Below are 24,125 nucleotides of genomic sequence, written 5' to 3'. Positions count from 1 at the left end.
TCATAGCGACCGGTTGCGACGGGCTTCGCTGCGCTGCAGAGTGGCACTGGGCGTTTCGTTGAACAGCTTGCGGTATTCGCTGGCGAACCGACCCAAATGCGAGAACCCCCAGCACATCGCGATCACGGAGATGTTGCGCACCGAGGCGTCTTCGAGGATTTCCTGGCGCACCGCGCCGAGGCGATACTTTTTCAGGTAAGCCATGGGCGAGACGCCAAAGTGCTTGCGAAAGCCTTCGAACAGTTTGAAGCGAGACACGCCTGCCGCCGCCTCGATATCTTCCAGGTGCATGTCTTCGCGGGCGTTGCTTTCGATGAAATCCTTGGCGCGCACCAGGTAGTACGGCAACTTGACGGCCAGTTGCTCACGCAGTTCGGCGCTGTAGTTGTTGGGTTGAGAAAGGATCAGGCCCTTAATCAGCGCGCTTTCGATATCGCGGGTGAAGAACACCTGATTGAACAAGTCCTGACCACGCTCCAGCTCATCGATGTAGTAACGGGCCAGCCGCCACCAGGAGGCAGAGGCGCCGTTGACCGCGTCCATCACCGGTTCGAACTTGAGCGGCATTTCCAGCGGGCGTTGCAGCATGCCTTCGAGGGTCTGGCGCATGGCCATGCGGGTGATCACCACGGAGATCTTGTGACAGTCACCGGCCATGGTCAGGGTCTGGGTTTCATGGGGTGTCACGATCAGGCCCTGGTCCTGGTTGGAGTACAACCGGCGACCGTCCTTGAGCAGTTCCTGCTCGCCGCGAATCGGCAGGCTGAGGCTGTAGCAATTGAGGTGCTCGGCATCCTCGACGCCGATGGTCACGTCGGTGCCGTATTCCATCCGGCCCAGGGTCGTGGACATGGATTTGAACACATTGGCCTTGTGGTGAAACTGAATCCGGTTCGGCTGGCGGGTCTGCAGTTCGTGCGGCCCGCAAATGCCGGCCATCCACGCACGGGCACCGGCCAGGTCATAACGATCGATGCGGATATCTCGAAATTGGACAACATGTGGTTCGGTCATGTCAGTACACCCACGGCAATGAACATCGACACGCTCTTCGGCGCGTATTTTCATTGAGGTTGCAAGGGCTATGCCCAGCCGGTGCGAACAGGCGATATCCGCATTTTTCGGCTAGTAATCGGAAACTATCTGGATATCGAACGCGTTGCAGGGGGCTGATGCGCACAGCAACGGTGCCGGCAATGGTCGACGCCAAGGGTAAAGCGCTACCCAAGGCGTCACTTCAGCGCACAACCGCGTTCGATTTCAGGGCGGGACGTTACCAAAATTTCCAGGTGTAGGTGGTGATCAGGCGGTTCTCGACCCAGTCATTACCGTGGCTGAACTTGGCGACGACATTGCCGGCCTCCACCCCCACGCCTTTGAGCGGACCGCTTTGCACCACATAAGACAGCACCAGGTTGCGCTCCTGCTCCGCCGCCTCGCTCAGGTTGTCGCCACGGTCCACCGAGGTGCCCTTGAAGTAACGCGTCATGAAATTCAGGCCCGGCACGCCGAGGGCGGCAAAGTCGTAGTCATAACGCAGTTGCCAGGATTTTTCGTTGGGTTTGATGAACGCCACCCGCGACCAGTTCACCAGAAACGGCTGCGGGACGTAACCGCCCAGGGTTGGGAAGTTGCTGTCGCCGAGCATGCGCTGGTACCCCACGCCGAAGCGATGCCCGCCCTTTTTCAGCGAGGTCATGGCGCCGTAGGATCGGTTGTCGATGTCGCCATAGAGGGCGTCACCGTCTTCGCTGTTGTTGAAGTAACGCAGGTCGGTCTTCAATGCATAACCGTCGCCCAGGTCGGCCAGATGGGTGATGCCCAGGTAGTGCTGCTGGTAGATGTCTTCCAGTTGTGCGTAGAAATAGGTGCCGGTCAGCGATGGGGTCAAGGCATAGCTGGCACCGGCGAGGTTGAGGCCGTCACTGCCGTGCCGCACGCCGGAGCCGGTCTGCAGATACAGTTTTTCGTAGTTGGAGGAATTACGCGCACCGATCTCCGTAAGCCGCCCAGCAGTCAATGTCAGGCGGTCGACTTCCTTGGATTCGAGCAAGGCACCGCGATAGGTCGTCACCAGTTGGCGCGAATCGTCAATGATCACCACCGGCAGAAACGGCCGCAGCTCACCGACCTTCAACTCGGTTTTCGAATAGCGCATTTTCAACGTCACACCACCGCGACCGTATTCATCGGCCTGCTCCTGCCGGCTCTGGCTGTAAGGGATGATCGTGTCATCGCCGCGCCCGCCACCGCCGTCCAGTCGATAGGCATATTGCGCCTCTGCATCGAGACCGAACTGCACCGGGCCTTCGGTATAGCCGGAGGCGAAACGCAGGTCGAAACCCTGAGTCCAACTGCCCACCCGCGAATGGGGTGGGTTGTTTTCCTTGTAATCCCGATCAATGTAGAAGTTTCGCGTACCCAGCGTCAGCTTGCTGTCATTGACCACATCCGCCTGTGCCAACAATGGCGTCAGCAAGCCCACTGTTTGAACGCCTCGAACTAACCACGCTTTATGCAACATATTATTTCTTCCCCCTGCCGCTTATATAGCAACGCATGAATAAAAGGCCCTTCTGGTACAAAACCCAAGGCCATGTGCAATGGCAGTTTCCAGTGACCTGCAGCGAGACACTCTGGTGGTGCTTCGATTGAAATTAAGCCGTAACAAGTTCATCAGCGGCTATCCCGTTACTGAACGACAAATAGCCATTTGCTCAGCCGCCTAGCGCAGTAAAAGCCCGCATTTAAAGGGCTTCATCACCCGCAACCGCAGATCGGAGCTTATTTTCCGGATGGGTTTCCACTAATAAGCGGATAGACCCTGCCAGCCACCACGTCATTAAATGAAGCCATGAATTAGCCCATTGGCCGAGGACTGGGATATGACAACTGCACGAAGTGTCGAACAGTGGAAAAGTTATATAGAAAGTTGCCTGGACTTCCGTCCGCAAGACGGCGTTTATCGCATTGCCCGCGATATGTTTACCGACCCGGAACTGTTCGACCTGGAAATGGAACTTATTTTCGAGAAGAACTGGATCTACGCCTGCCACGAAAGCGAGATTGCCAATAATCACGACTTCATGACGATGCGTGCCGGGCGCCAGCCGCTGATCATCACCCGCGACGGGGAAGGTCGTCTCAATGCCCTGATCAACGCCTGCCAGCACCGCGGCACCACCCTCACCCGCGTCGGCAAGGGCAACCAGTCGACCTTTACCTGCCCCTTCCACGCCTGGTGCTACAAAAGCGACGGTCGCCTGGTGAAGGTCAAGGCACCGGGGGAATACCCCGAAGGCTTCGACAAGGCCACCCGCGGCCTGAAAAAGGCCCGTATCGAAAGCTACAACGGCTTTGTGTTCGTCAGCCTCGACGTGGAAGGCACCGACACCCTCGAAGACTTCCTCGGTGACGCCAAGGTGTTCTTCGACATGATGGTGGCGCAGTCACCGACCGGTCAGCTCGAAGTGCTGCCGGGCAAGTCGGCCTACACCTACGACGGCAACTGGAAACTGCAGAACGAAAACGGCCTGGACGGCTATCACGTCAGCACCGTCCACTACAACTACGTGGCCACCGTGCAGCACCGCCAGCAGGTCAACGCCGAAAAAGGCCTGAGCGCCAGCGACACCCTGGACTACAGCAAGCTGGGCGCCGGCGACAAAGAAACCGACGACGGCTGGTTCGCTTTCCACAACGGCCACAGCGTACTGTTCAGCGATATGCCCAACCCGGCGGTGCGCCCCGGCTACGCCAGCATCATGCCGCGCCTGGTCAAGGAGCATGGCCAGGGCAAGGCCGAATGGATGATGCACCGCCTGCGCAACCTGAACGTCTACCCGAGCATGTTTTTCCTCGATCAGATCAGCTCGCAACTGCGGATCATCCGCCCGCTGGCCTGGAACAAGACCGAGATCAACAGCTTCTGCCTGGGCGTGGTCGGCGAGTCAGATGCCGATCGGGAAAACCGCATTCGCCAGTTCGAAGACTTCTTCAACGTGTCCGGCATGGGCACCCCCGACGACCTGGTGGAGTTCCGCGAAGCCCAGCGTGGATTCCAGGCCCGCCTGGAACGCTGGAGCGACATTTCCCGCGGCGAAGGCAAGTGGGTCGAAGGCCCCACCCGCAACAGCGAAACCATTGGCATCGCCCCGGCGCTGACCGGCACCGAGTTCACCCATGAAGGCCTGTACGTCAACCAGCACGCCAACTGGCAGCGCTTTTTGCTCGAAGGCCTGGCGCGCAAGGCGGCCGAACAACAACCGTTGAAACTGCGTGAGGTGTGAACATGAATTCGCAACTGCAATACCGCGTCGAGCAATTTCTTTACCGCAATGCCGAGGCCTGCGATGCCCAGGACTGGGACACCTACCTGGCCATGTTCAGCGACGACAGCGAATTCCACCTGCCGCAATGGGATTCGGAGCACGTCTACACCACCGATCCGAAAAAAGGCATGTCGCTGATCTATTACCCCAACCGGGGTGGACTGGAAGACCGGGTGTTCCGCATCCGCACCGGCAAAGCGGCGTCGACCATTCCGATGCCGCGCACCCTGCACCTGATCAGCAACGTGCGCATCGCGCCGCTACAGGACGATGAGCTGGAGGTGCGCGTCAACTGGCACACCCTGTACTACCGCATGCAGACCGCCGAGCAATTCTTCGGCCGCGCCACCTACCGTCTGCGCCCCGACGGCGAGAGCTGGAAGATCGCCCGCAAACACGTGGTGCTGCTCAACGACACGATCAACTCCGTGCTCGATTTCTACCATCTCTGAACCCTGCGGATAAACGCTCATGACGTACAAGGTCGCCTTCAGTTTCGCCGACGGCAAAACACTCTTCTGCAACGTGCAGAACAATGAAATCCTGCTCGACGCGGCCCTGCGCAGCGGAATCAAGATTCCGTTGGACTGCCGCGAAGGAGTTTGCGCGACCTGCCAGGGCCGCTGTGAATCCGGGCAGTACACCCAGGACTACGTGGACGATGAGGCCCTGTCGAGCAGCGACCTGGCCGAGCGCAAGGTACTGACCTGCCAGACCCGCGTGCAATCGGATGCAGCCTTCTACTTCGACTTCGACTCCAGCCTCTGCGGCAGCAGCGGCCCGAGCAGCCTGCAAGGCACCGTGAGCGAGGTGCGACTGGTCTCGCCAACCACCGCCATCATGCACGTGGAAGTCGGTGCCGCGGGCGCGGCGCTGGACTACTTGCCGGGCCAGTACGCGCGCCTGCAAGTACCGGGCACCGAGCACCGCCGCTCGTACTCCTTTGCCTGCGCGCCAGGCAACAGCCACCTGCAGTTTCTCATTCGCCTGCTGCCCAGCGGCGTGATGACCGACTACGTGCGCGATCGTTGCCAGGTCGGCGATGTGATCCACATGGAAGCGCCGCTGGGTGCCTTCTATTTGCGCCATATCGACCGACCGCTGGTGATGGTGGCGGGCGGCACCGGGCTGTCGGCGTTCCTGGGCATGCTCGAGCAGATCGCCGAGCAGCACGGCTGCGGTCACCCGGTGCACCTGTACTACGGCGTTCGCGAGGCTGCGGACCTGTGCGAGGTCTCGCGCATCGAGGCCTATGCCGCACGAATTCCGGGGTTCCGTTTCACGCCTGTGGTCAGCAACCCCAACCCCGACTGGCCGGGCAAGACCGGCTACATCACCGAACACCTGGAGTTGGCCGAGTTGCGTGACCAGCCATTCGATCTGTACCTGTGCGGCCCACCGCCGATGGTCGAGTCGATCAAGGACTGGCGCCAGCAGCACGGCCTGGATCAAAGCCGCCTTTACCTGGAGAAGTTCACCGAGAGCAACAGCTGACACAGCGCCCCATAACAACAATCAATCGGCCCGACCGAACACTGAATCACTGCCCTCATCGATATCCCCCGTGCGTTGGCACGACCTACTTCATAGGCCGCCTCATGAAAAACCTGGTATTGCGTGCATGTCTGGCAACCTCCCTCTGCGCAGCGACTGCTGCCCAGGCCGTGGAGCCTGTCCGAATCGGTTTCATCACCACCCTCTCCACCCCCGCCGGCTACCTGGGCGAAGACTCGCGCGACGGCTTCCAGCTGGCGATCGATCAGGAAGGCGGCAAGCTCGGCGGCGTGCCGGTGCAACTCATCGTGGAAGATGATGGCCTGCAACCGGCCAAGGCCAAGCAGATCGCCGACCGCATGAGCCTGGACGGCATATCGCTGTACACCGGGGTGATTTTTTCCAACGTACTGGCGGCCGTGATCAACACCGCGACCAAGGACGGTTTCTACGTCAGCAACAACACCGCGCCCTCGACCCTGGCCGGTGAAAAGTGCATGGCCAACTACTTCGTCGGCTCCTACCAGAACGACACGCCGCACGAGATGGCCGGTGTCGCCGCCAATGAGCTGGGCTACAAAAAAATGGTGATCCTGGCGCCCAACTATCAGGGCGGGCGTGACGCATTGGCTGGCTTCAAGCGCACCTTCAAGGGCGAAGTGACCGAGATCTACACCAAGCTCAACCAGCTCGACTTCTCGGTGGAACTGGCGCGCGTGCGCTCGCTGGCGCCGGATGCGATCTTCCAGTTTCACCCCGGTGGTGGCGGCATCAACTTCGCCAAACAGTACGGTGGCTCAGGCCTGTCAGCACACATCCCGATGGTGGTGCCGGTGTTCTCCATGGATGAGCGCATGCTCGCCGCCACCGGCGACGTGGCCAAGGGCACCAACATCGTCACCCTGTGGAACCCGCAATCGGACAACCCGGCCAACCAGGCCTTCGTCAAGGCCTTCACCGAGAAGTACAAGCGCGCCCCGACGGTGTATGCCGCCCAGACCTACGACACGGCACGGCTGATCGGCGCCGCCCTGAAAACCTCCCAAGGCAATGTGCAAGACCAGGCGGCCTTCCGCGCGGCGATGAAGAACGTCAAGTTCGATTCCATTCGCGGTGACTTCAGCTTCGCCCAAAACCAGCACCCGGTGATCGACTGGTACCTGCTGCAAGTGCAGGCCGGCGCTGACGGCAAGCTGGTCGAAGTGCCGATCAAAACCCTGGCGACCCGCCACGTCGACAGTTACGCCGCTCAATGCACGATCTGATCGGCACCTGAACCCTGCCCTCGCCCTGCAGCACCCTGCGGGGCGTTTTCATGAGGAGCGTAGCAATGCTATTGCTTGAACAGATTCTCAACGGCCTGCAATACAGCGCCTTGCTGTTTCTGCTGGCCTCGGGCCTGACCCTGATTTTCGGCATCATGGGCGTGATCAACCTGGCGCATGGGGCCTTTTACATGGTCGGCGCTTTCTGTGCCGCCTACACCGCCATGGCCACTGGCTCGTTCTGGCTCGGCGGCCTGGCCGCACTGATCGGTTCGGCCTGCTACGGCGCGTTGATCGAAACTTCGATCATGCGTCGACTCTACAATCGCGATCACCTGGATCAGGTGCTGGCGACCCTGGCCGTGGTGTTTTTCAGCAACGAATTGCTGACCCTGATTTTCGGCCGCAGCCCGCCGGCGATGCCCACGCCCGATTGGTATTCAAACTTTGTCGAAGTGCTGCCGGGGCTGATGTACCCGGTCAGCCGACTGCTGTTCATCGCCGCCGGGCTGATCGTGGCGGTCGGCATGTGGTTGCTGATCAACCACACGCGCCTGGGCATGCTGATTCGCGCCGGTGCCGACGACCATGAAATGGTCGGTGCGCTGGGCGTCAACATCGCCCGGCTGTACACCCTGGTGTTCGTATTCGGCTGCGTGCTGTGCGGCCTGGCCGGTTTCATGGCGGCACCGCTGCTGTCGGTGGAGATCGGCATGGGCGAGAAGATCCTGATCACCACCTTCGTGGTCATCGTCGTTGGCGGTGTCGGCTCGGTGCGCGGAGCGCTGGTGGGCGCCTTGCTGATCGGCATGGTCGACAGCCTGGGGCGTGCCTACATTCCGCCGCTGCTCGACCAACTGCTGCCCAGCGAAACCAGCGGCACCCTGAGCGCCGGGCTGATTTCCGCCAGCGCCTACATCGTCATGGCCCTGGTGCTGCTGGTGCGTCCGCGCGGCCTGCTGCCGGCCAGTGCCTGAGGAGAACGCCATGTCACCACGCCTAATCATCGACCTTGCGTGCCTGGCGACCTTCGCCTGCATGCCGCTGCTGGCCCACTGGTTGCACGAACCTTACCTGGTCAGCTTCTTCACCCGCCTGGCCATCTACGGCATGGCGGCCATCAGTCTGGACCTGCTGATCGGCTACGGCGCCATGGTCAGCTTTGGCCATGCCGCGTTTTTCGGCCTGGGCGGCTATATCGTCGGCATCATTGCCTTTCATACCTCGCAAGGCATGCCGCTGTGGGGATGGGACGGCAGCAACAGCGCACTGGTGGTCTGGCCCCTGGCCCTGCTGGTGTGCGCGCTGTTCTCGCTGCTGGTCGGTTATCTGTCGCTGCGCACCAGCGGTGTGCAGTTCATCATGATCACCCTGGCATTCGGCCAGATGCTCTACTTCGTCCTCGGCTCACTGTCGCTGTATGGCGGCGACGACGGCATTCTGCTGAGCGATCGCAACACCTTGGGCGACCTGGATCTGAGTGACGCCAACCACTTCTACTACCTGTGCGTGGCTTTGTTGGCCGGCTGGTTGCTGCTGTGCCGGCGGCTGGTCAATTCGCGTTTCGGTTTTGTATTGCGCGGGCTCAAGCAGAGCGAACGGCGCAGCGTCAGCCTGGGCCTCAAACCCTTGCGCTATCGCCTGACGGCGTTTGTGATCGCCGGCACCGGCGGTGGCCTGGCGGGCATTCTGTGGGCCAACTACGCGCTGTTCGTCAGCCCTGACATGGGCGCCTGGCACAAGTCCGGTGAACTGATGGCGATGGTAATTCTCGGCGGCGTAGGCACCCTGCTCGGCCCGCTGCTGGGCGCGGCCACCTATCTGGGCCTTGAACAGGTGCTGAGCCAGTGGACCGAGCACTGGATGCTGATTTTCGGGCCATTGCTGTTGCTGGTGGTGCTGTTCGGCAAGAAAGGCGTCTACGGATTGCTGCTGAGCCTGCTGCAGCGCAAACCGAAGGTGGGTGCCGTCAAACCCAACGCCGCCGTGGAGGTACGCCCATGAGCGCACAACTGTCGATTCGTGATTTGCACAAGGCTTTCGGTGCGGTGAAAGCCACCAACGGCGCCAGCCTTGAACTGGTCAAGGGCGAACTGCACGCCATCATTGGCCCCAACGGCGCCGGCAAGTCCACCTTGATCGCCCAGATCGCCGGCGAGATTTTCCCCGACCAGGGCCAGATCCACCTCAATGGCCAGGACATCACCCGCGTGCCGGCCTGGCAGCGGCCACGCCTGGGCCTGGCGCGTGCGTTCCAGGTCAGCCAGCTGTACACCGAGTTCAGCCTGCTGGAGAACGTCGCCCTGGCCATCGCGGCCCGCGAAGGCAAGGCGTTCGGCATGTGGCGCCCGCTGGCCCGCGACACTCGCCTGCTGGAACCGGCGCGGGGCTACTTGCAGCAGGTGGGCCTGGGCCTTCGCGCACAAGACCCGGTCCACGAACTGTCCCACGGCGAACGGCGACAACTGGAGATTGCCCTGGCACTGGCTCAGGAAGCTTCAGTGCTGCTGCTCGATGAGCCGATGGCCGGGATGGGAGCCGATGAGTCCGCGCGCATGACCGAGTTGCTGCAAAGTCTTAAAGGCCGCTACGCGATCCTGCTGGTGGAACACGATATGGACGCGGTATTCGCCCTCGCCGATCGCATCACGGTGCTGGTGTACGGCCAGACGGTGCTGACCGGCAACGTCGAACAAGTGCGCAACGACCCGCAAGTGCGGGCCGCTTACCTGGGAGAAGAACATGCTTGACGTTCAAGGCTTGAAAGCGGGCTATGGCTTGAGCCAGGTGTTGTTCGACATGCACCTGAGCATCGAGCAGGGCCAGGTGGTGTCGTTGATCGGCCGTAACGGCATGGGCAAGACCACCACGGTCAAATCGATCATGGGGCTGCTCAAGCCCAGTGCCGGCAGCATCCGCATCAACGGCACGGAAATGCGCGGTGCCGCGCCCTATCGCATCGCCAAGGCCGGCCTGGGGTTGGTGCCGGAGGGGCGCCGCGCCTTCGGCACCTTGAGCGTGCGGGAAAACCTGCTGGCCACCGCCACGCGGGGCAAGTGGGACCTGGCGCGGGTCTATGAACTGTTCCCGCGCCTGCTGGAGCGCCAGGACCAGCTGTCACGCACCCTCTCGGGCGGCGAGCAACAGATGCTGGTGGTCGGCCGCGCGCTGCTGACCAACCCCAGCCTGCTGATTCTCGACGAAGCCACCGAAGGGCTGGCTCCGATCATTCGCGAGCAGATCTGGAGTTGCCTGGCCACCCTCAAGGCCGAGGGTGAGACGATTCTGGTGATCGACAAGAACCTCAAGGAAATGGCGCGGGTGGTCGACCGTCATCACATCATCGAGAAAGGACGCCAGGTCTGGGATGGCACGCCGGTGGAGTTGGCGGCTCAACCCGAACTGTCGCAACGCTACCTGGGAGTGTGAGCCGCCATGGACCTCAATCAGGCTTACAACAACGTCGCAGCCGTCGGTAATTTTCCACAGATCATGCAGCGGTTTCGCCAGCGCAGCGCCGAGACTTATGCACGCCACGCCTGGCAGCGCGACGTGACCTATGGCAATGCCATGCGCGAGCGTTTCGACTGGTACGCCCAAGCGGATGACGGGGCGCCGACGCTGCTGTTCATTCATGGCGGTTACTGGCAGGCCTCGGACAAGGACGACTACGCCTTCATCGCCGAGGGCCTGATCGAGTCCGGCTTCAATGTCGGTTTGCTGGAATACCCCCTGGCACCCGAGGCGAGCATGGCCACCATCGTCGGCCAGATCGGCAAGGCACTGGACCACCTGCTGGCGCAGCGCGAAGCCTTGAACATTGGTCAACAGGTGGTGCTGTGCGGGCACTCGGCCGGTGGCCATCTGAGTGCGCTGCATCGCCGGCATCCGCTGGTGAGCCTGGCCATGCCGATCAGCGGCCTGATGGAGCTCGAACCCATCAGCCGCTGCTGGCTGAACGACAAGCTGCGACTGAGCGAAGAGGACATCCAGCGCTATAGCCCGCAAAGGCTGATCGGCGCGGGTGCACCGTTGCTGGTGACCGTGGGCGGGGATGAGTTGCCGGAGTTGATCCGCCACTCGCGCGACTACGCCAGTGCCTGTCGCGAGGCTGGGCAGACCGTGAGCCTTGTCGAGCTTGCAGGCTGTCATCACTTTGCGGTGCTGGACGATCTGGCCAGGGCGGATGGCGAACAGTTGCGTGCTTTGTTGGCGCTTCTGAAGGTGATGCGTTCAACCAGATAGCACGCGTTATCGTTAGCGCCCATCGCGCCCGTTAATCACTCTCGCCAGATGTGGATACAGGTTTGCCGTTTGCGGCTTTTTTGACCCTCTCAGGCTTCATACAGTGGCTACGAATTCAGACAGGAATTGCGTATGTCCAGCCTCTCGCTCAGGGTCCAACAGATCGACCCCCTGACTCCCAGAATCCGCCGCGTGCTGCTGGTGTCCAGCGCCGCCCAGCCACTGCCGGGCTTCACCGCCGGGGCACATCTGGCGCTGCATGTGCCTGGCAGCCGCGCGCAACGCAGGGCCTATTCGCTGGTCAACCTGCCCGACGGTGAACACTACGAAATCGCCGTCCAGCTCGAAGAGGCGAGTTCCGGCGGATCGCGCTGGGTGCACTCGCTCAAGGTCGGCGACGAACTGCTGGCCGATGCGCCCCGCAACCACTTCCCACTGTGTGAAAACACCGAGCATGCGTTGCTGATCGCCGGCGGCATCGGCATCACGCCCATGCTGGGCATGGCCCGGTCGCTGCAAGCGGCGGGCAAGCCCTTCACCCTGCACTACGCCGGTCGCGATGCAGCACAGATGGCCTATCTGCCAGAGGCCCGCGCCTGCCAGGACAACCATTGCTGGATCAGCGGCGGCGACCCGCAAAAGCGCTTCCCCGCCACCACGATCCTGGCCGCGCCAAAGCCCGGCCTGCACCTCTACATCTGCGGCCCGAGCGCCATGCTCAACAGTGTGTTGGCGTGCGCTCGCGAACAGGGTTGGGCCGAGGATCACCTGCATTACGAACTGTTCAGCGGCGCCCTGGAAATGGCCAGCGATCAGGGCTTTGAAGTGCACCTGCGCGAAACCGGCGTGAACCTGCAAGTGGCCGCCGGGCAGAGCGTGCTGGACGCCATGCTCCAGGCCGGCCTGGACCCGATGTTCGATTGCCGACGAGGTGACTGCGGCGTGTGCGTCGCCCAGGTCATCGACGGTCAGCCCGATCACCGCGACATCTGCCTGTCGGAGCGCGATCGCGCCAGCGGCAGTTTCTGCACCTGTGTCTCCCGTGCCAGCAGCGCGCTGCTGGTGCTCGATCTGTGACAAGCCGAGGACATCCCGTGATACCGACCAATGAGCAAATCGCTGCCTTGATCCGCGAGGACAGCGTACACAAGAGCGTCTACACCGACCCGACCCTGTTCAAGCTGGAGATGGAACGCATCTACGGCAACGCCTGGATCTACGTCGGCCATGAAAGCCAGGTCAAGCACCCCGGTGACTACCACACCACGCGCATCGGCGATCAGGACGTGATCATGGTGCGCGGCGCCAACCAGCAGGTCAGCGTGCTGTACAACCGCTGCCCGCACAAAGGCGCCAAACTGGTGGCCGACGGTGACGGCAGTGTCGGCAAATTCTTCCGCTGCCCGTACCACGCCTGGACCTTCAAACTCGACGGCCAACATCTGTCGGCGCCGCTCAAAAGCGGTTTCGAAGGCACCTGCTACGATCCCAAGCACCCGGATTTCTCCATGGTCAGCGTCGCCCGCGTCGAGACTTATCGCGGTTTCGTGTTCGCTAGCCAGGCGGCGTTCGGACCAGACCTCAAAGCATTTCTGGGCGGCGTCATCACCTCCATCGACAACCTCTGCGACCGCTCGCCGGTCGGTGAGGTCGAAGTAGCCGGCGGCATCTTCCGCGTTCAGCAGCGCTCGAACTGGAAAGTCTTCTACGAGAACCTGCACGACACCATGCACGCCCGCGTGACCCACGAATCGTCGGTCGATGCTGCGCGTGACGAAGCCCAGGCCATCGGCGAAATGCCCTTCGAGCTGTTGATCATGGACGGCAATGGCGAGCCCTACGACTTCTGGGAAAAGCTCGAACTGCGCGCCTACCACAACGGCCACGGCTACATGGAGGCGATCTTCGACCCGAGCGCCGCCGAGCGCGACGAGGTCTCCCGCGCCCACTTCGAATGCCTGAGCCAGGCCTACGGCGAGCAGCGCGCCAAGGAGATCCTGGGCATGAACCGCCACAACACGGTGATCTACGGCAGTGGCTCGCCGCACACGGTGTTCATGCAATTCCGGGTGATCCGCCCGATCGCCGTGGACCAGACCATGGTCGAGATCCAGACCTTCCGCTGCAAGGGCGCTCCGGATGCGGTGTTCGACCGCGCACTGACGTACGCCAACGTCATCAACTCGCCCTCCTCCAACGTGATGCCCGATGACGTCGAAGTCTATGCCCGCTGCCAGGAAGGCAATATGACCCGCGGTGGAGAGTGGATCAGCATGCACCGCTATGTCGGTACCGATAAGCCGCTGGAAGACGGCGCGGTGTCCACAAACGGCACCAGCGAACTGCCGATGCGCAACCAGTTCGCCGCCTGGAAACAGTTCATGACCGCCACCCTGATTGCCAAGGAGAGCACCCATGCTGCTTGACCGCCGAATCGACGTCGACACCCGCCAGTTGACCCCGGCCCAGGTTCCCGTCGAGACCCTGCGTCAGATCGAACAGTTTCTGTATCAGGAGGCGCGCCTGCTGGATGAGCGACGTTTCTGGGAATGGGACAAGCTATTCACCGACACCGGCATGTACTGGGTGCCACACAAACACGAGCAAGCCAACCCGTTCGACCATATCTCGCTGTTCTGGGAAAACCGCATGCTGCGCGAGGTGCGTATCCGCCGGGTGGAAAACGCCCGCAACTGGTCACAGCAACCGCAGACCCAAACCGCACACCTGGTCGGCAATGTGATGGTCGAGGGTCTCGACGCCCAGGGCCTGCTGGTGGTCAGCGCCAGCTTCCAGTACAGCGAGTGGCGCCTGGAACAGCGCCAGCTCGCCGGCCGCTACACCTATAAATTGGCCCCTCGGCAAAGCGGTGGCTGGCAGATCCAGCTCAAGCGCGTGGACCTCATCAACTGTAACGATGTGTTCGCCAACCTTGAGGTATTCGTGTGATGAACGCGCCGGTGGTGATCGCCCTGCACTATCAGAACGACGTGTTGCACCCCGAAGGCAAGATTCGGGTCGGACTGGGAACCGATGACTGCGTGCGCGCCGAGCTGCTCGACGCTGCCGGCCGACTGCTCGCCGGGGCGCGCGCCAAGGGCTGGCCGATCGTCCACGTCCGCGTGGCATTCCGGGCCGACTACGCCGACCTGATCCAGAACGCGCCGATTCTGCGCAGCGTCGCCTCCATCGGCGCGGCTCAGGAAGGCAGTTGGGGCGCGGAGTTTTTCAGCGCCCTGGCGCCGCTGGACAGCCGCCACGAGTTCGTCGTCACCCATAACCGGATCAATGCCTTCTATGGCTCACCGCTGGAAACCCTGGTGCGCCAGTTCAATCCTTCGCACCTGTTGATCGCTGGCGTAGCGACCCACTCGGTGGTGGAAAGTACGGTGCGCCATGCGGTGGATTGCGGTTTCGAGGTGACAGTGGCGGCCGATGCCTGCGCCAGCGCGGACAACGGCGCGCATGCCGCCTCGCTGGCGAGCATGGCGCTGATCGCCCGTATCAGTCACGTCAACGAAGCACTGGAGGACCTGGCATGATGCTCGAAGGCAAAGTGGCGATTGTGACCGGCAGCACCCAGGGGCTGGGCCTGGACATTGCTCGGCAACTGTTGGCCGAAGGGGCCCGAGTGATGTTGGTGGGGCGCAACGCCGACAGTGGGCAAGCCTTGGCGCGCGCATTGGATTGCGGGTTTTGTGTCTGTGACGTGGAGCGCGACGAAGACATCGACGCCTGCATAGCCGCCACGCTGGCCCGCTTCGGCAGGCTCGACATCCTGGTCAATAACGCCTGCCTGTACGCCGATCAGGGACTGGCCTCGGACCGCGCGCAGTGGCTCAAAACCCTGAACGTCAATCTGGTGTCGGCGGCGATCTTTACCCAGAAGGCTGCCGTGCACCTGCCCGGTGGCGTGGTGATCAACATCGGCAGCACTGGCGGAAAATTCGGCGCGGCCGGGCGCGCACTCTACCCTGCTTCCAAGGCCGGCATTCTGCAACTGACGAAAAACCTGGCCATGACCCTGGCCCCGCAGCAAATCCGGGTACTGAGCGTATCCCCGGCCTGGACCTGGTCGCCCAGCGTCGCCGAGTTCAGCGACAACGATCCGCAGCTGGCCGATCGGGTCGGCGCGCCCTTTCATCCGCTGGGGCGCATCGGCCGGGGCCATGAGATCGGTAGCGTGGTGGCCTTTCTGTGCAGCGCCGGGGCCAGCTGGATGACCGGCGTCGATGTGCCGGTGGATGGCGGCTTTTCGATTCTCGGGCCCGACCGTGGCGTGTCGCCGCGCGTGTGGTTCCAACAACACCGTGACAGCCAATAAACCCTGACAACCGAATGAGGTAGATGACATGGGCAAGATGATTGAAATCCGGGCAACGGACAGCAACGCCACATTCAGCGGTTACCTGGCCCTGCCGGCCAGTGGCAAGGGTCCCGGGGTCGTGATCGGCCAGGAGATTTTCGGGATCAACGCCAATATGCGCGCGGTGGCCGATTTCTATGCCGAGGAAGGTTATGTAGCGCTGGTGCCGGATCTGTTCTGGCGTCTGCACCCGGGCATTGACCTGGGCTACACCGAAGCCGATTTTGCGGTCGCCATCGATCTGTTCCAGCGCCTGGACGTGGACAAGGCCGTCACCGACATCGACGCCAGCTTCACAGCCCTGCGGGGCCTGCCGGAAGTCGAGGGTGCGGGCCTGGGTTACGTCGGCTTCTGCATGGGTGGCAAGCTGGCCTGGCTGACCGCCACGCGCACCGATGTTGCCTGCGCCGTCGGCTACTACGGCATGGGCATTGAACACTTGCTGCACGAATCGGAAAACCTCAAGGGTCGCCTGGTCCTGCACTTCGCCGAAAACGATGGCTATTGCGACGCCAGCGCCCGCGCCCGGATCAGCGAGCACCTGGCCGGCAACGACAAAACCGAAATCTACGTATACCCGGGCGTCGACCACGCCTTCGCCCGAGCCGGGAGCCCACACTACGACAAGCCGGCTTCGCTGATGGCCCATGAACGCAGCATCGCCGCACTCAAGCGCGAGATCGGCCCACACTTCAACCTGTCAGCCCTGTGGGAAGAACACATCCGTCACGAGTTCGACACCCGGGACGTACCCGCCACCATGGCGACCATGGTCGCCGAACCCTACGTCAACCATATTCCGACCATGACCGGCGGCGTTGGCGCCAGGGAGCTCAGCCGCTTCTACCAACACCATTTTGTCCACGGCAACCCGCCGGACATGAAGCTCATACCGATCTCGCGCACCATCGGCGCCCTGCAGATCGTCGATGAATTCATCATGTGCTTCACCCACAGCACCGAAATCGACTGGATGCTGCCCAACGTGGCACCGACCGGTCAGTACGTCGAGATTCCGATGCTGGGTGTGATCAAGTTTCGCGGGGACAAGCTGTACCACGAGCATATCTACTGGGACCAGGCCAGTGTGCTGGTGCAGATTGGCTTGTTGAACCCTGAAGGGTTGCCGGTGGCGGGCGTGGAAACGGCGAGAAAATTGCTGGATGAACAACTGCCGTCCAATACGTTGATGGGGCGCTGGACGCAAAGCGCGCAATAGAAACCGCTTAAATACAAAAGGCCGATCTGTCACGCGACAGACCGGCCTTTTTGCATTCGATCAAACGTCAGACATGCTCACTGCTTTTGGCATGCACCGCGCGTGGCTCGCCATGCCCGTGGTCCACCTCCACCACCGGAATTTCCTTGCCGTCGCAGTCATGCAGCTTGCCGTCGCTGAAGTAATCCCCTTCGCGCAACGCCGCCAGATCCTGATAGCGCAGGACCCGTTCGGTGCCTGCCGCAAACACCGACTGCTGGTCGGAGTTACCGGCCGTGAGGTGGTTGAAAGCCAGGTTCAACACAATCGCCATAATTGCCGAGGAGCTGATGCCCGAGTGGAAGATAGTGGCGAACCAGCTTGGGAAGTGGTCGTAGAAGTTCGGTGCCGCGATCGGGATCATGCCGAAGCCGATGGAGGTGGCGACAATGATCAGGTTGACGTTGTTGCGGTAGTCGACCTTGGACAGGGTACGAATGCCGCTGGCGGCCACGGTTCCGAACAGCACGATACCGGCGCCGCCGAGAACGGAGGTCGGCACGGCAGCGATGACCCGCCCCATGAATGGCAACAGGCCGAGAATCACCAGGAACAGGCCGCCGGTAGCCACCACATAACGACTCTTGATGCCGGTTACTGCCACCAGGCCGACGTTCTGGGCGAAAGCGCTTTGGGTGAAGGAACCGAAGATGGGCGCGATCATGCTCGACAACATGTCGGCACGCAGGCCATTACCCAGGCGCTTGGAGTCGACCTTGGTGTCGATGATCTCACCGACCGCCAGGATGTCTGCCGAGGTTTCCACCAGGGTCACCATGACCACGATACACATCGACAGGATGGCGGCGAAGTGGAAGGTCGGCATGCCGAAATGGAACGGTGCGGGGAAACCGAACATCGGGCCCTGGGTCACCGACGAGAAGTCCGCCATGCCCAGGAACACCGCGATGATCGTACCGATGACCATCGCCAACAGGATCGACAGGCGGGAGATGGTGGCGCTGCCGATCTTGCTCAAGAACAGCACCAGCACCAGGGTCACCGCCGCCAGGCCGATATTGGCCATGCTGCCGAATTCCGGGGCCTGGCTGTTGCCGCCCATGGCCCAGCGCGCGGCTACGGGCATCAAGGTCAAGCCGATCGTAGTGATCACGATCCCCGTCACCAGCGGTGGAAAGAACTTGGTGATGCGAGAGAACACGGGGGTAATCAGCAATCCGATCAGGGACGCGGCAATCACCGCCCCCAGAATCGATTGGAACCCGCCCTCGCCCCCACTGCTGACAATCGCCACCATGGTCGCAACGCCAGAGAACGACACGCCCTGCACCAGCGGCAACTGACAACCGAAAAACGGCAAGCCCAGGGTTTGCAGCAACGTGGCCAGCCCCCCCGCAAACAATGAAGCAGCAATCAACAAACCAATGTCCGCCGGCGACAGCCCGGCAGCCTGACCAATGATCAAAGGCACCGCGACGATGCCACCGTACATGGTCAGAACATGTTGCAGGCCGTAAGCCATATTCGCGCCGATCCCGAGGTTTTCGTCTTCGGGCCGTTGGTGTGAAACATGGGGCGTTTTCATGTTAGGGGGTTCCCTGGTTTTTGTTATGCGCACACTGTATGCAAGAGTCAGGACAAATGTCCATAGACTTGTATACAACTTGCCATTCAAATTATGAACGACTGGTCATGCAGACTGTGTGCCACCGCCCATCAAATCTTCAAATACATCCTCCCGGGCCACTCTCCTCAGCCCGCTAGTCTTTTCAGTACCCTGGAGAAAACTTTCCGAAGCACGCAGGGAGATTCAGCGCGAGAGGGAGCCTGAAGCCTGATGCAAAAAGGGGCAGATTGATGCAATCCGCCCCTTTTTTGTGTGCAGGGTAAGCCGCTTATTGCACCTCGATCAGGCGTTCAAGTGTGCGGATCAATGTTTGATGTTCCGGCACCCGAATGCCGAATTCACTTTCCAGCAAGGCCAACAGTTCCTGCACATCGACCACCTGCCGGCGTTCGCTGTCATGCCCCATGCGATGGATCGCGAAACTGCCATTGTTCAGCGTACGTCGCCACCCGTCCCCGGTCCGCGCCACCATCAATTGCCGGGCGAAGGATGATTCGGGATGGGTCGAGACATACCAGTTGCCGACGGTGTAATCGATGTCTTCCTGGCGTTGCAGATCGAAGATGTACATCGCTCGCCACTCGTCGTCGACCTTGGCACGCAGGGTGTAGCCGTCGACGTGTTGTTCGATGCGATAGGGTTCGTGAGGCGTGGGTTGTTCAGCCCGGCTATCGAGCAACAGCGGCGCGGTGGGGACCATGCCGCCGAAACCGACGTCAGTGATATAGCGCACGCCGTCCAGGGTCACCAGGCTCAAGCGGTGTGTGCGGGCAGTCCATGCGCCTTCGGGTTGGCCCATGACCACGCGGCCGCTGATGCCTCGCGCGTCGAAACCCAGCGCTTGCAGCAAGGCCAGGTATAAATTGTTGAGTTCGTAGCAATAACCCCCGCGCCCCTGGTGCAGGACTTTGCGTTCTATCGACGGCAAGTCGATCAGCACCGGTTTGCCTGACAGCGTAGTGAGGTTTTCAAACGGAAAAACGCCAGTGTGGCGCAATTGCAGCTGACGCAACGTCTCCAGGGTTGGCGCCGGGGGCGCATCGAAGCCCAGGCGTTGCAGGTACAGCGCAAGGTTTGTCAGGCGTGGCTCGCTCATCGTTCAGTCCTTTTGCACGGGAGGCTGCGGATCGTTCCGCCATTGGTCGCTATGTATAAGGGATGAAGCGCTGCCGCCGACAATTGATTTAGCCAATCGCCCTGCGGGAGAAATCAACGACGCTTGCGCGAGCCCAGTTGAATCCAGGTCGGCGCATGATCGCTGGCATGGGGCTCGTTGCGAACCCAGGCATCGACGCCAGCATCCAGCAAGTAAGGGCTCAACGCCGGATTGAGCAGCAGGTGATCAATGCGCAACCCGGAGTTCTTCTGCCAGTGCTGGCGGAAATAATCCCAGAAGGTGTAAAGGCGATCCTCCGGGTACAGATGTCGCAAGGAATCGGTCCAGCCCTGATCCAGCAGACGCTGATAACACGCGCGGCTCTGCGGTTGCAGCAAGGCGTCCTTGAGCCAGGAGCGCGGGTTGTAGATGTCCAGATCGGTGGGCACCACGTTGTAGTCACCGGCCAGCACCACGGGATGTTCGCTGCTTTGCAGCACCTGCGCGTAGCGGATCAGTCGCTCGAACCACGCCAGCTTGTAATCGAATTTCGGGCCCGGTTGCGGGTTGCCGTTGGGCAGGTAGAGGCAGCCCACCAACACCCCATGAACGGCGGCCTCCAGATAACGGCTGTGAGTGTCGCCCTCATCGCCCGGCAACCCTCGTCGACTTTCCAGCGGCTGTGCATCGCGCGCCAGAATCGCCACCCCGTTCCACGACGCCTGGCCCTGCCATATCGCACCGTAACCGACGGTTTCAAGCTCGGCGGCGGGGAAGGCGCTGTCCACCGACTTGAGCTCCTGCAAACAGGCGATATCCGGCCGCTCGCGCTCCAGCCAGGCCAGCAGGTTCGGTAATCGGGCACGCATGCCGTTGACATTGAAGGTCGCGATCCGCAATTTTTTCATGGCCGCCGTTCCAGTTGGCTGGGTCTGCAGATTGTGACCTCGATGCCTGTCGGTGGTTGCGTCAGCCGTCACCTGTACGGCGTAATAGATGTCCAATGTCTGCCGAGAAAACCCTGGATGATGGACACCACCCTGCAAGGCAGCCGAATCACCCTGCGCCCGCTGCAATACACCGATGCCGACGCCTTGGTGCACGCCGCCGCGGATGGAGAACTGTGGAACCTGACGGTCACTGTCGTGCCCTCGCCCACCACCGTTGATGCCTACCTGAAAAAAGCCCTGGATGGCCGCGATGCCGGTACGGTGCTGCCCTTCGTCATTGTGCTGAAGGACACCGGCGAAATGATCGGTTCGACCCGCCTATGGAAAATCGACCGGCTCAACCGCAAGCTGGAAATCGGCAGCAGCTGGATCTCGGCCCGCTGGCAGAAAACCTTCGTCAACACCGAAGCCAAGTACCTGCTGTTGCGCCATGCCTTCGAGTTACTGGACTGCGTAAGGGTGCAATTCACCACCGACGAACACAATCAGGCCTCGCGCCAGGCAATCCTGCGGCTAGGTGCGCAGCAGGAAGGCATCGTGCGCCACGAGCGGATCATGCCCGACGGGCGCAAGCGCAACTCGGTGCGGTTCAGCATCATTGATGAGGAGTGGCCGGGAGTGCGGCGGAATCTGGAGCAGAAGCTGGCGGGATATGTTTCTCGTTAACACTCAAATCATTGTGGGAGCGAGCCTGCTCGCGAAAGCGGTGAATCAGCCAACCTGGATGCCGACTGACACGCCCCCTTCGCGAGCAGGCTCGCTCCCACAGGGTGATCGGCACACCAGGTATTTTTTCGACCCACCCCCTTCCAACCAGCGGCCCGGTCATGCCTCCTGACAACACGCCCACCGCCCCCTCCGGCGGTAGCGGGACGGGCAGCTGAACGCGCAAAGGCAACCGATGGTGGTCACTCATCGGCTGCTTCTATAGCCCATACCTACAACTGCTTGACCGGCGGCGGGTTCCACTTGCCGTTCAACGCCTCGGCCTTCGGCCCGTACAGGCGCATGGTCAGGTTGAACGGTCCTTTGGGGGCAGGCAGCCAGTTGGCTTCAAGCTCCTTGCCGGGACTTTCATTCTGGAAATAGAGATCCAGAGACCCATCAGCGTTGTTCTTGAACGGCATCCAGCTGCTGACCGCAAAACGGTTTAGTTCATTGCCGACCTGGAAGCCTTCGGGGTCGTACAGCGTGATCGACCAGAACGCGTTCACCGGTGGCGCCTCACCCTTGGGGAAATGAAGCACATATTTGTTTGCACCATCGAGGGCCTTGCCGTTTTCATCGCCCATGTTCAACGGATAAATCGCATCCTCGGGCAGGTTGGCGCCGAGTCCTACCTGGGCAACGATTGCGCGCTTGAGGTAGTAGTTGCCATACACGCCCATCGTGTCGGTGTTCATCGACCAACCGTTGACCACCCGCGCCAGGGTTTCCACTTTCCATTTCATCAGTGCCTGTGCCTCTTGCGGCACGGTTTGCAGCGCCGCCTTGATGTCAGGGTCCAGGGCGTCCAGGTCGAACGATTTGCCGGGCTCGATGCCGATCCGCTTGATCTGCGCCAGCATCGGTTGGTCGGTGCTGTGGGCCGGATGCACTTTGAGCAATTCGGCGGCATAAGCGAAGTACCGGGCTGCTGACAGCGTATCGACCTGGATTTTCGGCGGGGTCTTCATGTCCACGGCCGGGTCGATCTTGACGCTGACCGGTTCCTCGCCTTTGCCCAGCTGCGACAGCGGTGTCACGGTGTAGCCGGCCTGGATCTTGTGCACCGCCGCGTAGTCCGCCGCGCCGTCGGTCTTGGTGCGACCGATGACCCAGACAAAAGGCGTCGGCGCCGGCAGGTGATTCAACCCGGCAGGCACCGTACCGGCCCAACCCGGCGGCGTGACCAGAAACCGCGCGGCGTCGGTACCGGTGGTGCGCCAACCTGGCGAGGCGAAGACGTCGCTCCACATGTCGAGCATGGGCAGCAGATAGAAACGTCCGGCGGTGTCCGGCGCCGCGATCACCAGCGGCTCCTTGGTCAAGTCGAGCCAGGCAATGGAATACAAGGTGTCGAAATTCGCTCGCACCACGCCTTTGAAATCTGCCGGTGGATACTGCGGGACGCTGACAAACATGTTCATCGGACCTTTACCGAACTCCTTGCCCGGTTCGATGTTGGTGAACTGTTTACGGGTGATGTCCATGGTCAGCAGCGGATAGAAATAAACGTAGGCTTCCACGCCAATGGCGTGAGCTTCCTCGGGTGTGACTTTCGATTGCGCGTGACTGACCAACGGAAAGATGGCGCAGGTTGCAAGGGTGAGAGCAACGGCTGTCAATGCTTGGGTTATCAACATGTTGGCGATCGTCCATGCGTTAGGGAGACCTGTCGGATTTGGCAGGGCTAACGGAACTCTAGACGATCAAATGAACGGGAACTGACAGGCGGACAACCGGTTCGCCGGGTGTTGCGCGGGTGAAACAACAGGGCAGCGCTTCAACGATCCGAACGCATCAGCGCCTCGACACCGCCCTGCATCGACAGCACGGCCGAGCGATTTGATGCGACGTTGGGGGTGTGGTGCTGGCCGTGAAAGCGCGTGGGCAAACAGGCTCATCCCTCAAGGGCAACGCATGGGCACCGGCCCAAAAGCCCTCATTTTTTGTGCGCGCAGTCTACGGGGTTATCAGGGATAAATGGGGGCTGCACATCAAGTGCTGCCGCCCCCAGCGCCCCCTCAGCCCACCGTGCATCAATCGAAGCGCTGCAACCGCCGCATCGCACTGTGCAAATGCGCCCGCGCACTTTCAGCATCGCCCGCGCGCATCTGCTCATAGGCGCGTTGGGCGATTTCGTGGGGCACCGGCAGGAGTTCCCGCTGGGTTGCCATGGCCATCAATTGCACCTGCGCGGCGCGCTCCAGGTAATACAGATCATCCCAGGCTTCGGCGATGGTGGGCCCGGCAACAATCACCCCGTGATTTTTCAAAAACAGAATATCGGCGTTACCCATGACACTGGCAATGCGGTCGCCTTCGGATTCATCCAGGGCCAGGCCATTGTAGTGTTCATCCACCGCCGTACGGCCGTAAAACTTCAGAGCCGTCTGCCCCAGCCACAATAGGGGTGGACCTTGCAGCAGGCACAACGCGGTGGCGTGCGGCATGTGCGTGTGGAACGCCACTTTCACCCGCGGCAACTGTTGGTGCAGCCGCGCATGGATGTAAAACGCCGTCGCTTCCGGTTGACCCTCGCCGTCCACCACATGGCCGTGGAAATCACAGACCAGCAGCGTGTCAGCCGTGACTTCTTCGAAGGCGTAGCCGTAGGGATTGACGAAAAACAGATCATTGCGCCCCGGCACCATGGCCGAGAAATGATTGCAGATGCCCTCCTCCAGACCATGACGCGCCGCCAGCTGAAAGCACGCAGCCAACTCCATGCGCGCGGTGATGACGGCCGGTGCATCCAGATCGAGGCCGGTGTAAATCGAGGGACGGGAACTGCCTGCAAGCGTATGGGCCATGGCGCTGACTCCGTGAG

At 61.4% G+C, this 24,125-nt stretch carries 23 protein-coding genes; 16 read left to right on the top strand and 7 right to left on the bottom strand.

Annotated elements, in window-relative coordinates:
* Together AC07ZE_RS10320 and AC07ZE_RS10315 are read right to left on the bottom strand one after the other, a co-directional pair.
* The gene (locus AC07ZE_RS10320) at positions 1–1,014 is read right to left on the bottom strand and encodes an AraC family transcriptional regulator (protein WP_207264019.1); all 1,014 of its coding nucleotides are present in this window, start codon (positions 1,012–1,014) and stop codon (positions 1–3) included.
* Positions 1,015–1,273: 259 nt separating this feature from the next.
* Positions 1,274–2,524, bottom strand: a complete 1,251-nt coding sequence (locus AC07ZE_RS10315; protein ID WP_207264018.1) for an OprD family porin — start codon at positions 2,522–2,524, stop codon at positions 1,274–1,276.
* A gap of 361 nt (positions 2,525–2,885) precedes the next feature.
* Here AC07ZE_RS10315 and antA point away from each other — a divergent pair, with 361 nt between their 5' ends.
* From antA to AC07ZE_RS10240, 15 genes are all read left to right on the top strand, one after another.
* A complete protein-coding gene (antA, locus tag AC07ZE_RS10310) occupies positions 2,886–4,289 on the top strand; it encodes an anthranilate 1,2-dioxygenase large subunit (protein ID WP_137807470.1) in 1,404 nt (467 codons plus the stop codon).
* Positions 4,290–4,291: 2 nt separating this feature from the next.
* The gene (antB, locus tag AC07ZE_RS10305) at positions 4,292–4,783 is read left to right on the top strand and encodes an anthranilate 1,2-dioxygenase small subunit (protein WP_207264015.1); all 492 of its coding nucleotides are present in this window, start codon (positions 4,292–4,294) and stop codon (positions 4,781–4,783) included.
* Between the two features lie 19 nt (positions 4,784–4,802).
* The gene (antC, locus tag AC07ZE_RS10300; protein ID WP_207264014.1) at positions 4,803–5,825 is read left to right on the top strand and encodes an anthranilate 1,2-dioxygenase electron transfer component AntC; all 1,023 of its coding nucleotides are present in this window, start codon (positions 4,803–4,805) and stop codon (positions 5,823–5,825) included.
* 104 nt (positions 5,826–5,929) lie between these two features.
* Positions 5,930–7,090 (top strand): ABC transporter substrate-binding protein, encoded by a 1,161-nt coding sequence (locus AC07ZE_RS10295; RefSeq protein WP_207264012.1) that lies wholly within the window; start codon positions 5,930–5,932, stop codon positions 7,088–7,090.
* 65 nt (positions 7,091–7,155) lie between these two features.
* Positions 7,156–8,067: a branched-chain amino acid ABC transporter permease gene (locus tag AC07ZE_RS10290; RefSeq protein ID WP_207264010.1), complete on the top strand. Its 912-nt coding sequence runs from the start codon at positions 7,156–7,158 to the stop codon at positions 8,065–8,067.
* Positions 8,068–8,077: 10 nt separating this feature from the next.
* Positions 8,078–9,094 carry a branched-chain amino acid ABC transporter permease gene (locus tag AC07ZE_RS10285; protein WP_207264007.1) on the top strand — a complete coding sequence of 339 codons (1,017 nt, stop codon included), beginning with the start codon at positions 8,078–8,080 and terminating at the stop codon, positions 9,092–9,094.
* Complete coding sequence (locus tag AC07ZE_RS10280; protein ID WP_207264005.1) at positions 9,091–9,840, top strand: ABC transporter ATP-binding protein; 750 nt, start codon at positions 9,091–9,093, stop codon at positions 9,838–9,840. The genes AC07ZE_RS10285 and AC07ZE_RS10280 overlap by 4 nt, the downstream gene beginning before the upstream one ends.
* Positions 9,833–10,519, top strand: a complete 687-nt coding sequence (locus tag AC07ZE_RS10275) for an ABC transporter ATP-binding protein (RefSeq protein ID WP_095196878.1) — start codon at positions 9,833–9,835, stop codon at positions 10,517–10,519. The genes AC07ZE_RS10280 and AC07ZE_RS10275 overlap by 8 nt, the downstream gene beginning before the upstream one ends.
* Positions 10,520–10,525: 6 nt before the next feature.
* On the top strand, positions 10,526–11,335 hold the full coding sequence (locus tag AC07ZE_RS10270) for an alpha/beta hydrolase (protein ID WP_207264003.1): 810 nt from the start codon (positions 10,526–10,528) through the stop codon (positions 11,333–11,335).
* 132 nt (positions 11,336–11,467) lie between these two features.
* The gene (locus AC07ZE_RS10265; protein WP_207264001.1) at positions 11,468–12,412 is read left to right on the top strand and encodes a PDR/VanB family oxidoreductase; all 945 of its coding nucleotides are present in this window, start codon (positions 11,468–11,470) and stop codon (positions 12,410–12,412) included.
* Between the two features lie 17 nt (positions 12,413–12,429).
* Positions 12,430–13,761, top strand: a complete 1,332-nt coding sequence (locus AC07ZE_RS10260) for an aromatic ring-hydroxylating dioxygenase subunit alpha (protein ID WP_207263999.1) — start codon at positions 12,430–12,432, stop codon at positions 13,759–13,761.
* The gene (locus tag AC07ZE_RS10255) at positions 13,751–14,284 is read left to right on the top strand and encodes an aromatic-ring-hydroxylating dioxygenase subunit beta (RefSeq protein WP_207263990.1); all 534 of its coding nucleotides are present in this window, start codon (positions 13,751–13,753) and stop codon (positions 14,282–14,284) included. Before AC07ZE_RS10260 ends, AC07ZE_RS10255 begins: the two co-directional genes overlap by 11 nt.
* Positions 14,284–14,877, top strand: coding sequence for a cysteine hydrolase family protein (locus AC07ZE_RS10250; protein ID WP_207263988.1), 594 nt, complete (start codon positions 14,284–14,286; stop codon positions 14,875–14,877). Before AC07ZE_RS10255 ends, AC07ZE_RS10250 begins: the two co-directional genes overlap by 1 nt.
* Entirely contained in the window at positions 14,874–15,659 is a 786-nt protein-coding gene (locus AC07ZE_RS10245) for an SDR family oxidoreductase (protein ID WP_095196884.1), read from the top strand. Before AC07ZE_RS10250 ends, AC07ZE_RS10245 begins: the two co-directional genes overlap by 4 nt.
* A gap of 28 nt (positions 15,660–15,687) precedes the next feature.
* On the top strand, positions 15,688–16,920 hold the full coding sequence (locus tag AC07ZE_RS10240) for a dienelactone hydrolase family protein (protein WP_207263986.1): 1,233 nt from the start codon (positions 15,688–15,690) through the stop codon (positions 16,918–16,920).
* A 67-nt stretch (positions 16,921–16,987) separates the two neighbouring features.
* On the opposite strand, the gene AC07ZE_RS10235 is transcribed toward AC07ZE_RS10240, so the two are convergent.
* The 3 genes from AC07ZE_RS10235 to AC07ZE_RS10225 all read right to left on the bottom strand — a co-directional run bounded on the left by AC07ZE_RS10235 (position 16,988) and on the right by AC07ZE_RS10225 (position 20,551).
* Positions 16,988–18,505 (bottom strand): nucleobase:cation symporter-2 family protein, encoded by a 1,518-nt coding sequence (locus tag AC07ZE_RS10235; protein WP_207263984.1) that lies wholly within the window; start codon positions 18,503–18,505, stop codon positions 16,988–16,990.
* Positions 18,506–18,815: 310 nt separating this feature from the next.
* A complete protein-coding gene (locus AC07ZE_RS10230; RefSeq protein WP_207263982.1) occupies positions 18,816–19,643 on the bottom strand; it encodes an arylamine N-acetyltransferase family protein in 828 nt (275 codons plus the stop codon).
* A 113-nt stretch (positions 19,644–19,756) separates the two neighbouring features.
* Positions 19,757–20,551 (bottom strand): exodeoxyribonuclease III, encoded by a 795-nt coding sequence (locus AC07ZE_RS10225; RefSeq protein ID WP_207263980.1) that lies wholly within the window; start codon positions 20,549–20,551, stop codon positions 19,757–19,759.
* A gap of 120 nt (positions 20,552–20,671) precedes the next feature.
* Between AC07ZE_RS10225 and AC07ZE_RS10220 the strand changes: the two genes are divergently transcribed.
* Positions 20,672–21,259, top strand: coding sequence for a GNAT family N-acetyltransferase (locus AC07ZE_RS10220; RefSeq protein ID WP_207267795.1), 588 nt, complete (start codon positions 20,672–20,674; stop codon positions 21,257–21,259).
* A gap of 272 nt (positions 21,260–21,531) precedes the next feature.
* On the opposite strand, the gene AC07ZE_RS10215 is transcribed toward AC07ZE_RS10220, so the two are convergent.
* The gene (locus AC07ZE_RS10215) at positions 21,532–22,938 is read right to left on the bottom strand and encodes a DUF1254 domain-containing protein (RefSeq protein WP_207263978.1); all 1,407 of its coding nucleotides are present in this window, start codon (positions 22,936–22,938) and stop codon (positions 21,532–21,534) included.
* A gap of 396 nt (positions 22,939–23,334) precedes the next feature.
* On the bottom strand, positions 23,335–24,108 hold the full coding sequence (locus AC07ZE_RS10210) for an aldolase (protein ID WP_207263976.1): 774 nt from the start codon (positions 24,106–24,108) through the stop codon (positions 23,335–23,337).
* Positions 24,109–24,125 lie beyond the last annotated feature (17 nt).

The organism is Pseudomonas sp. GW101-3H06, assembly GCF_059424605.1.
The sequence above is the reverse complement of the archived record's forward strand: the minus strand, read 5'-3'. Positions and strand labels throughout refer to the sequence as shown.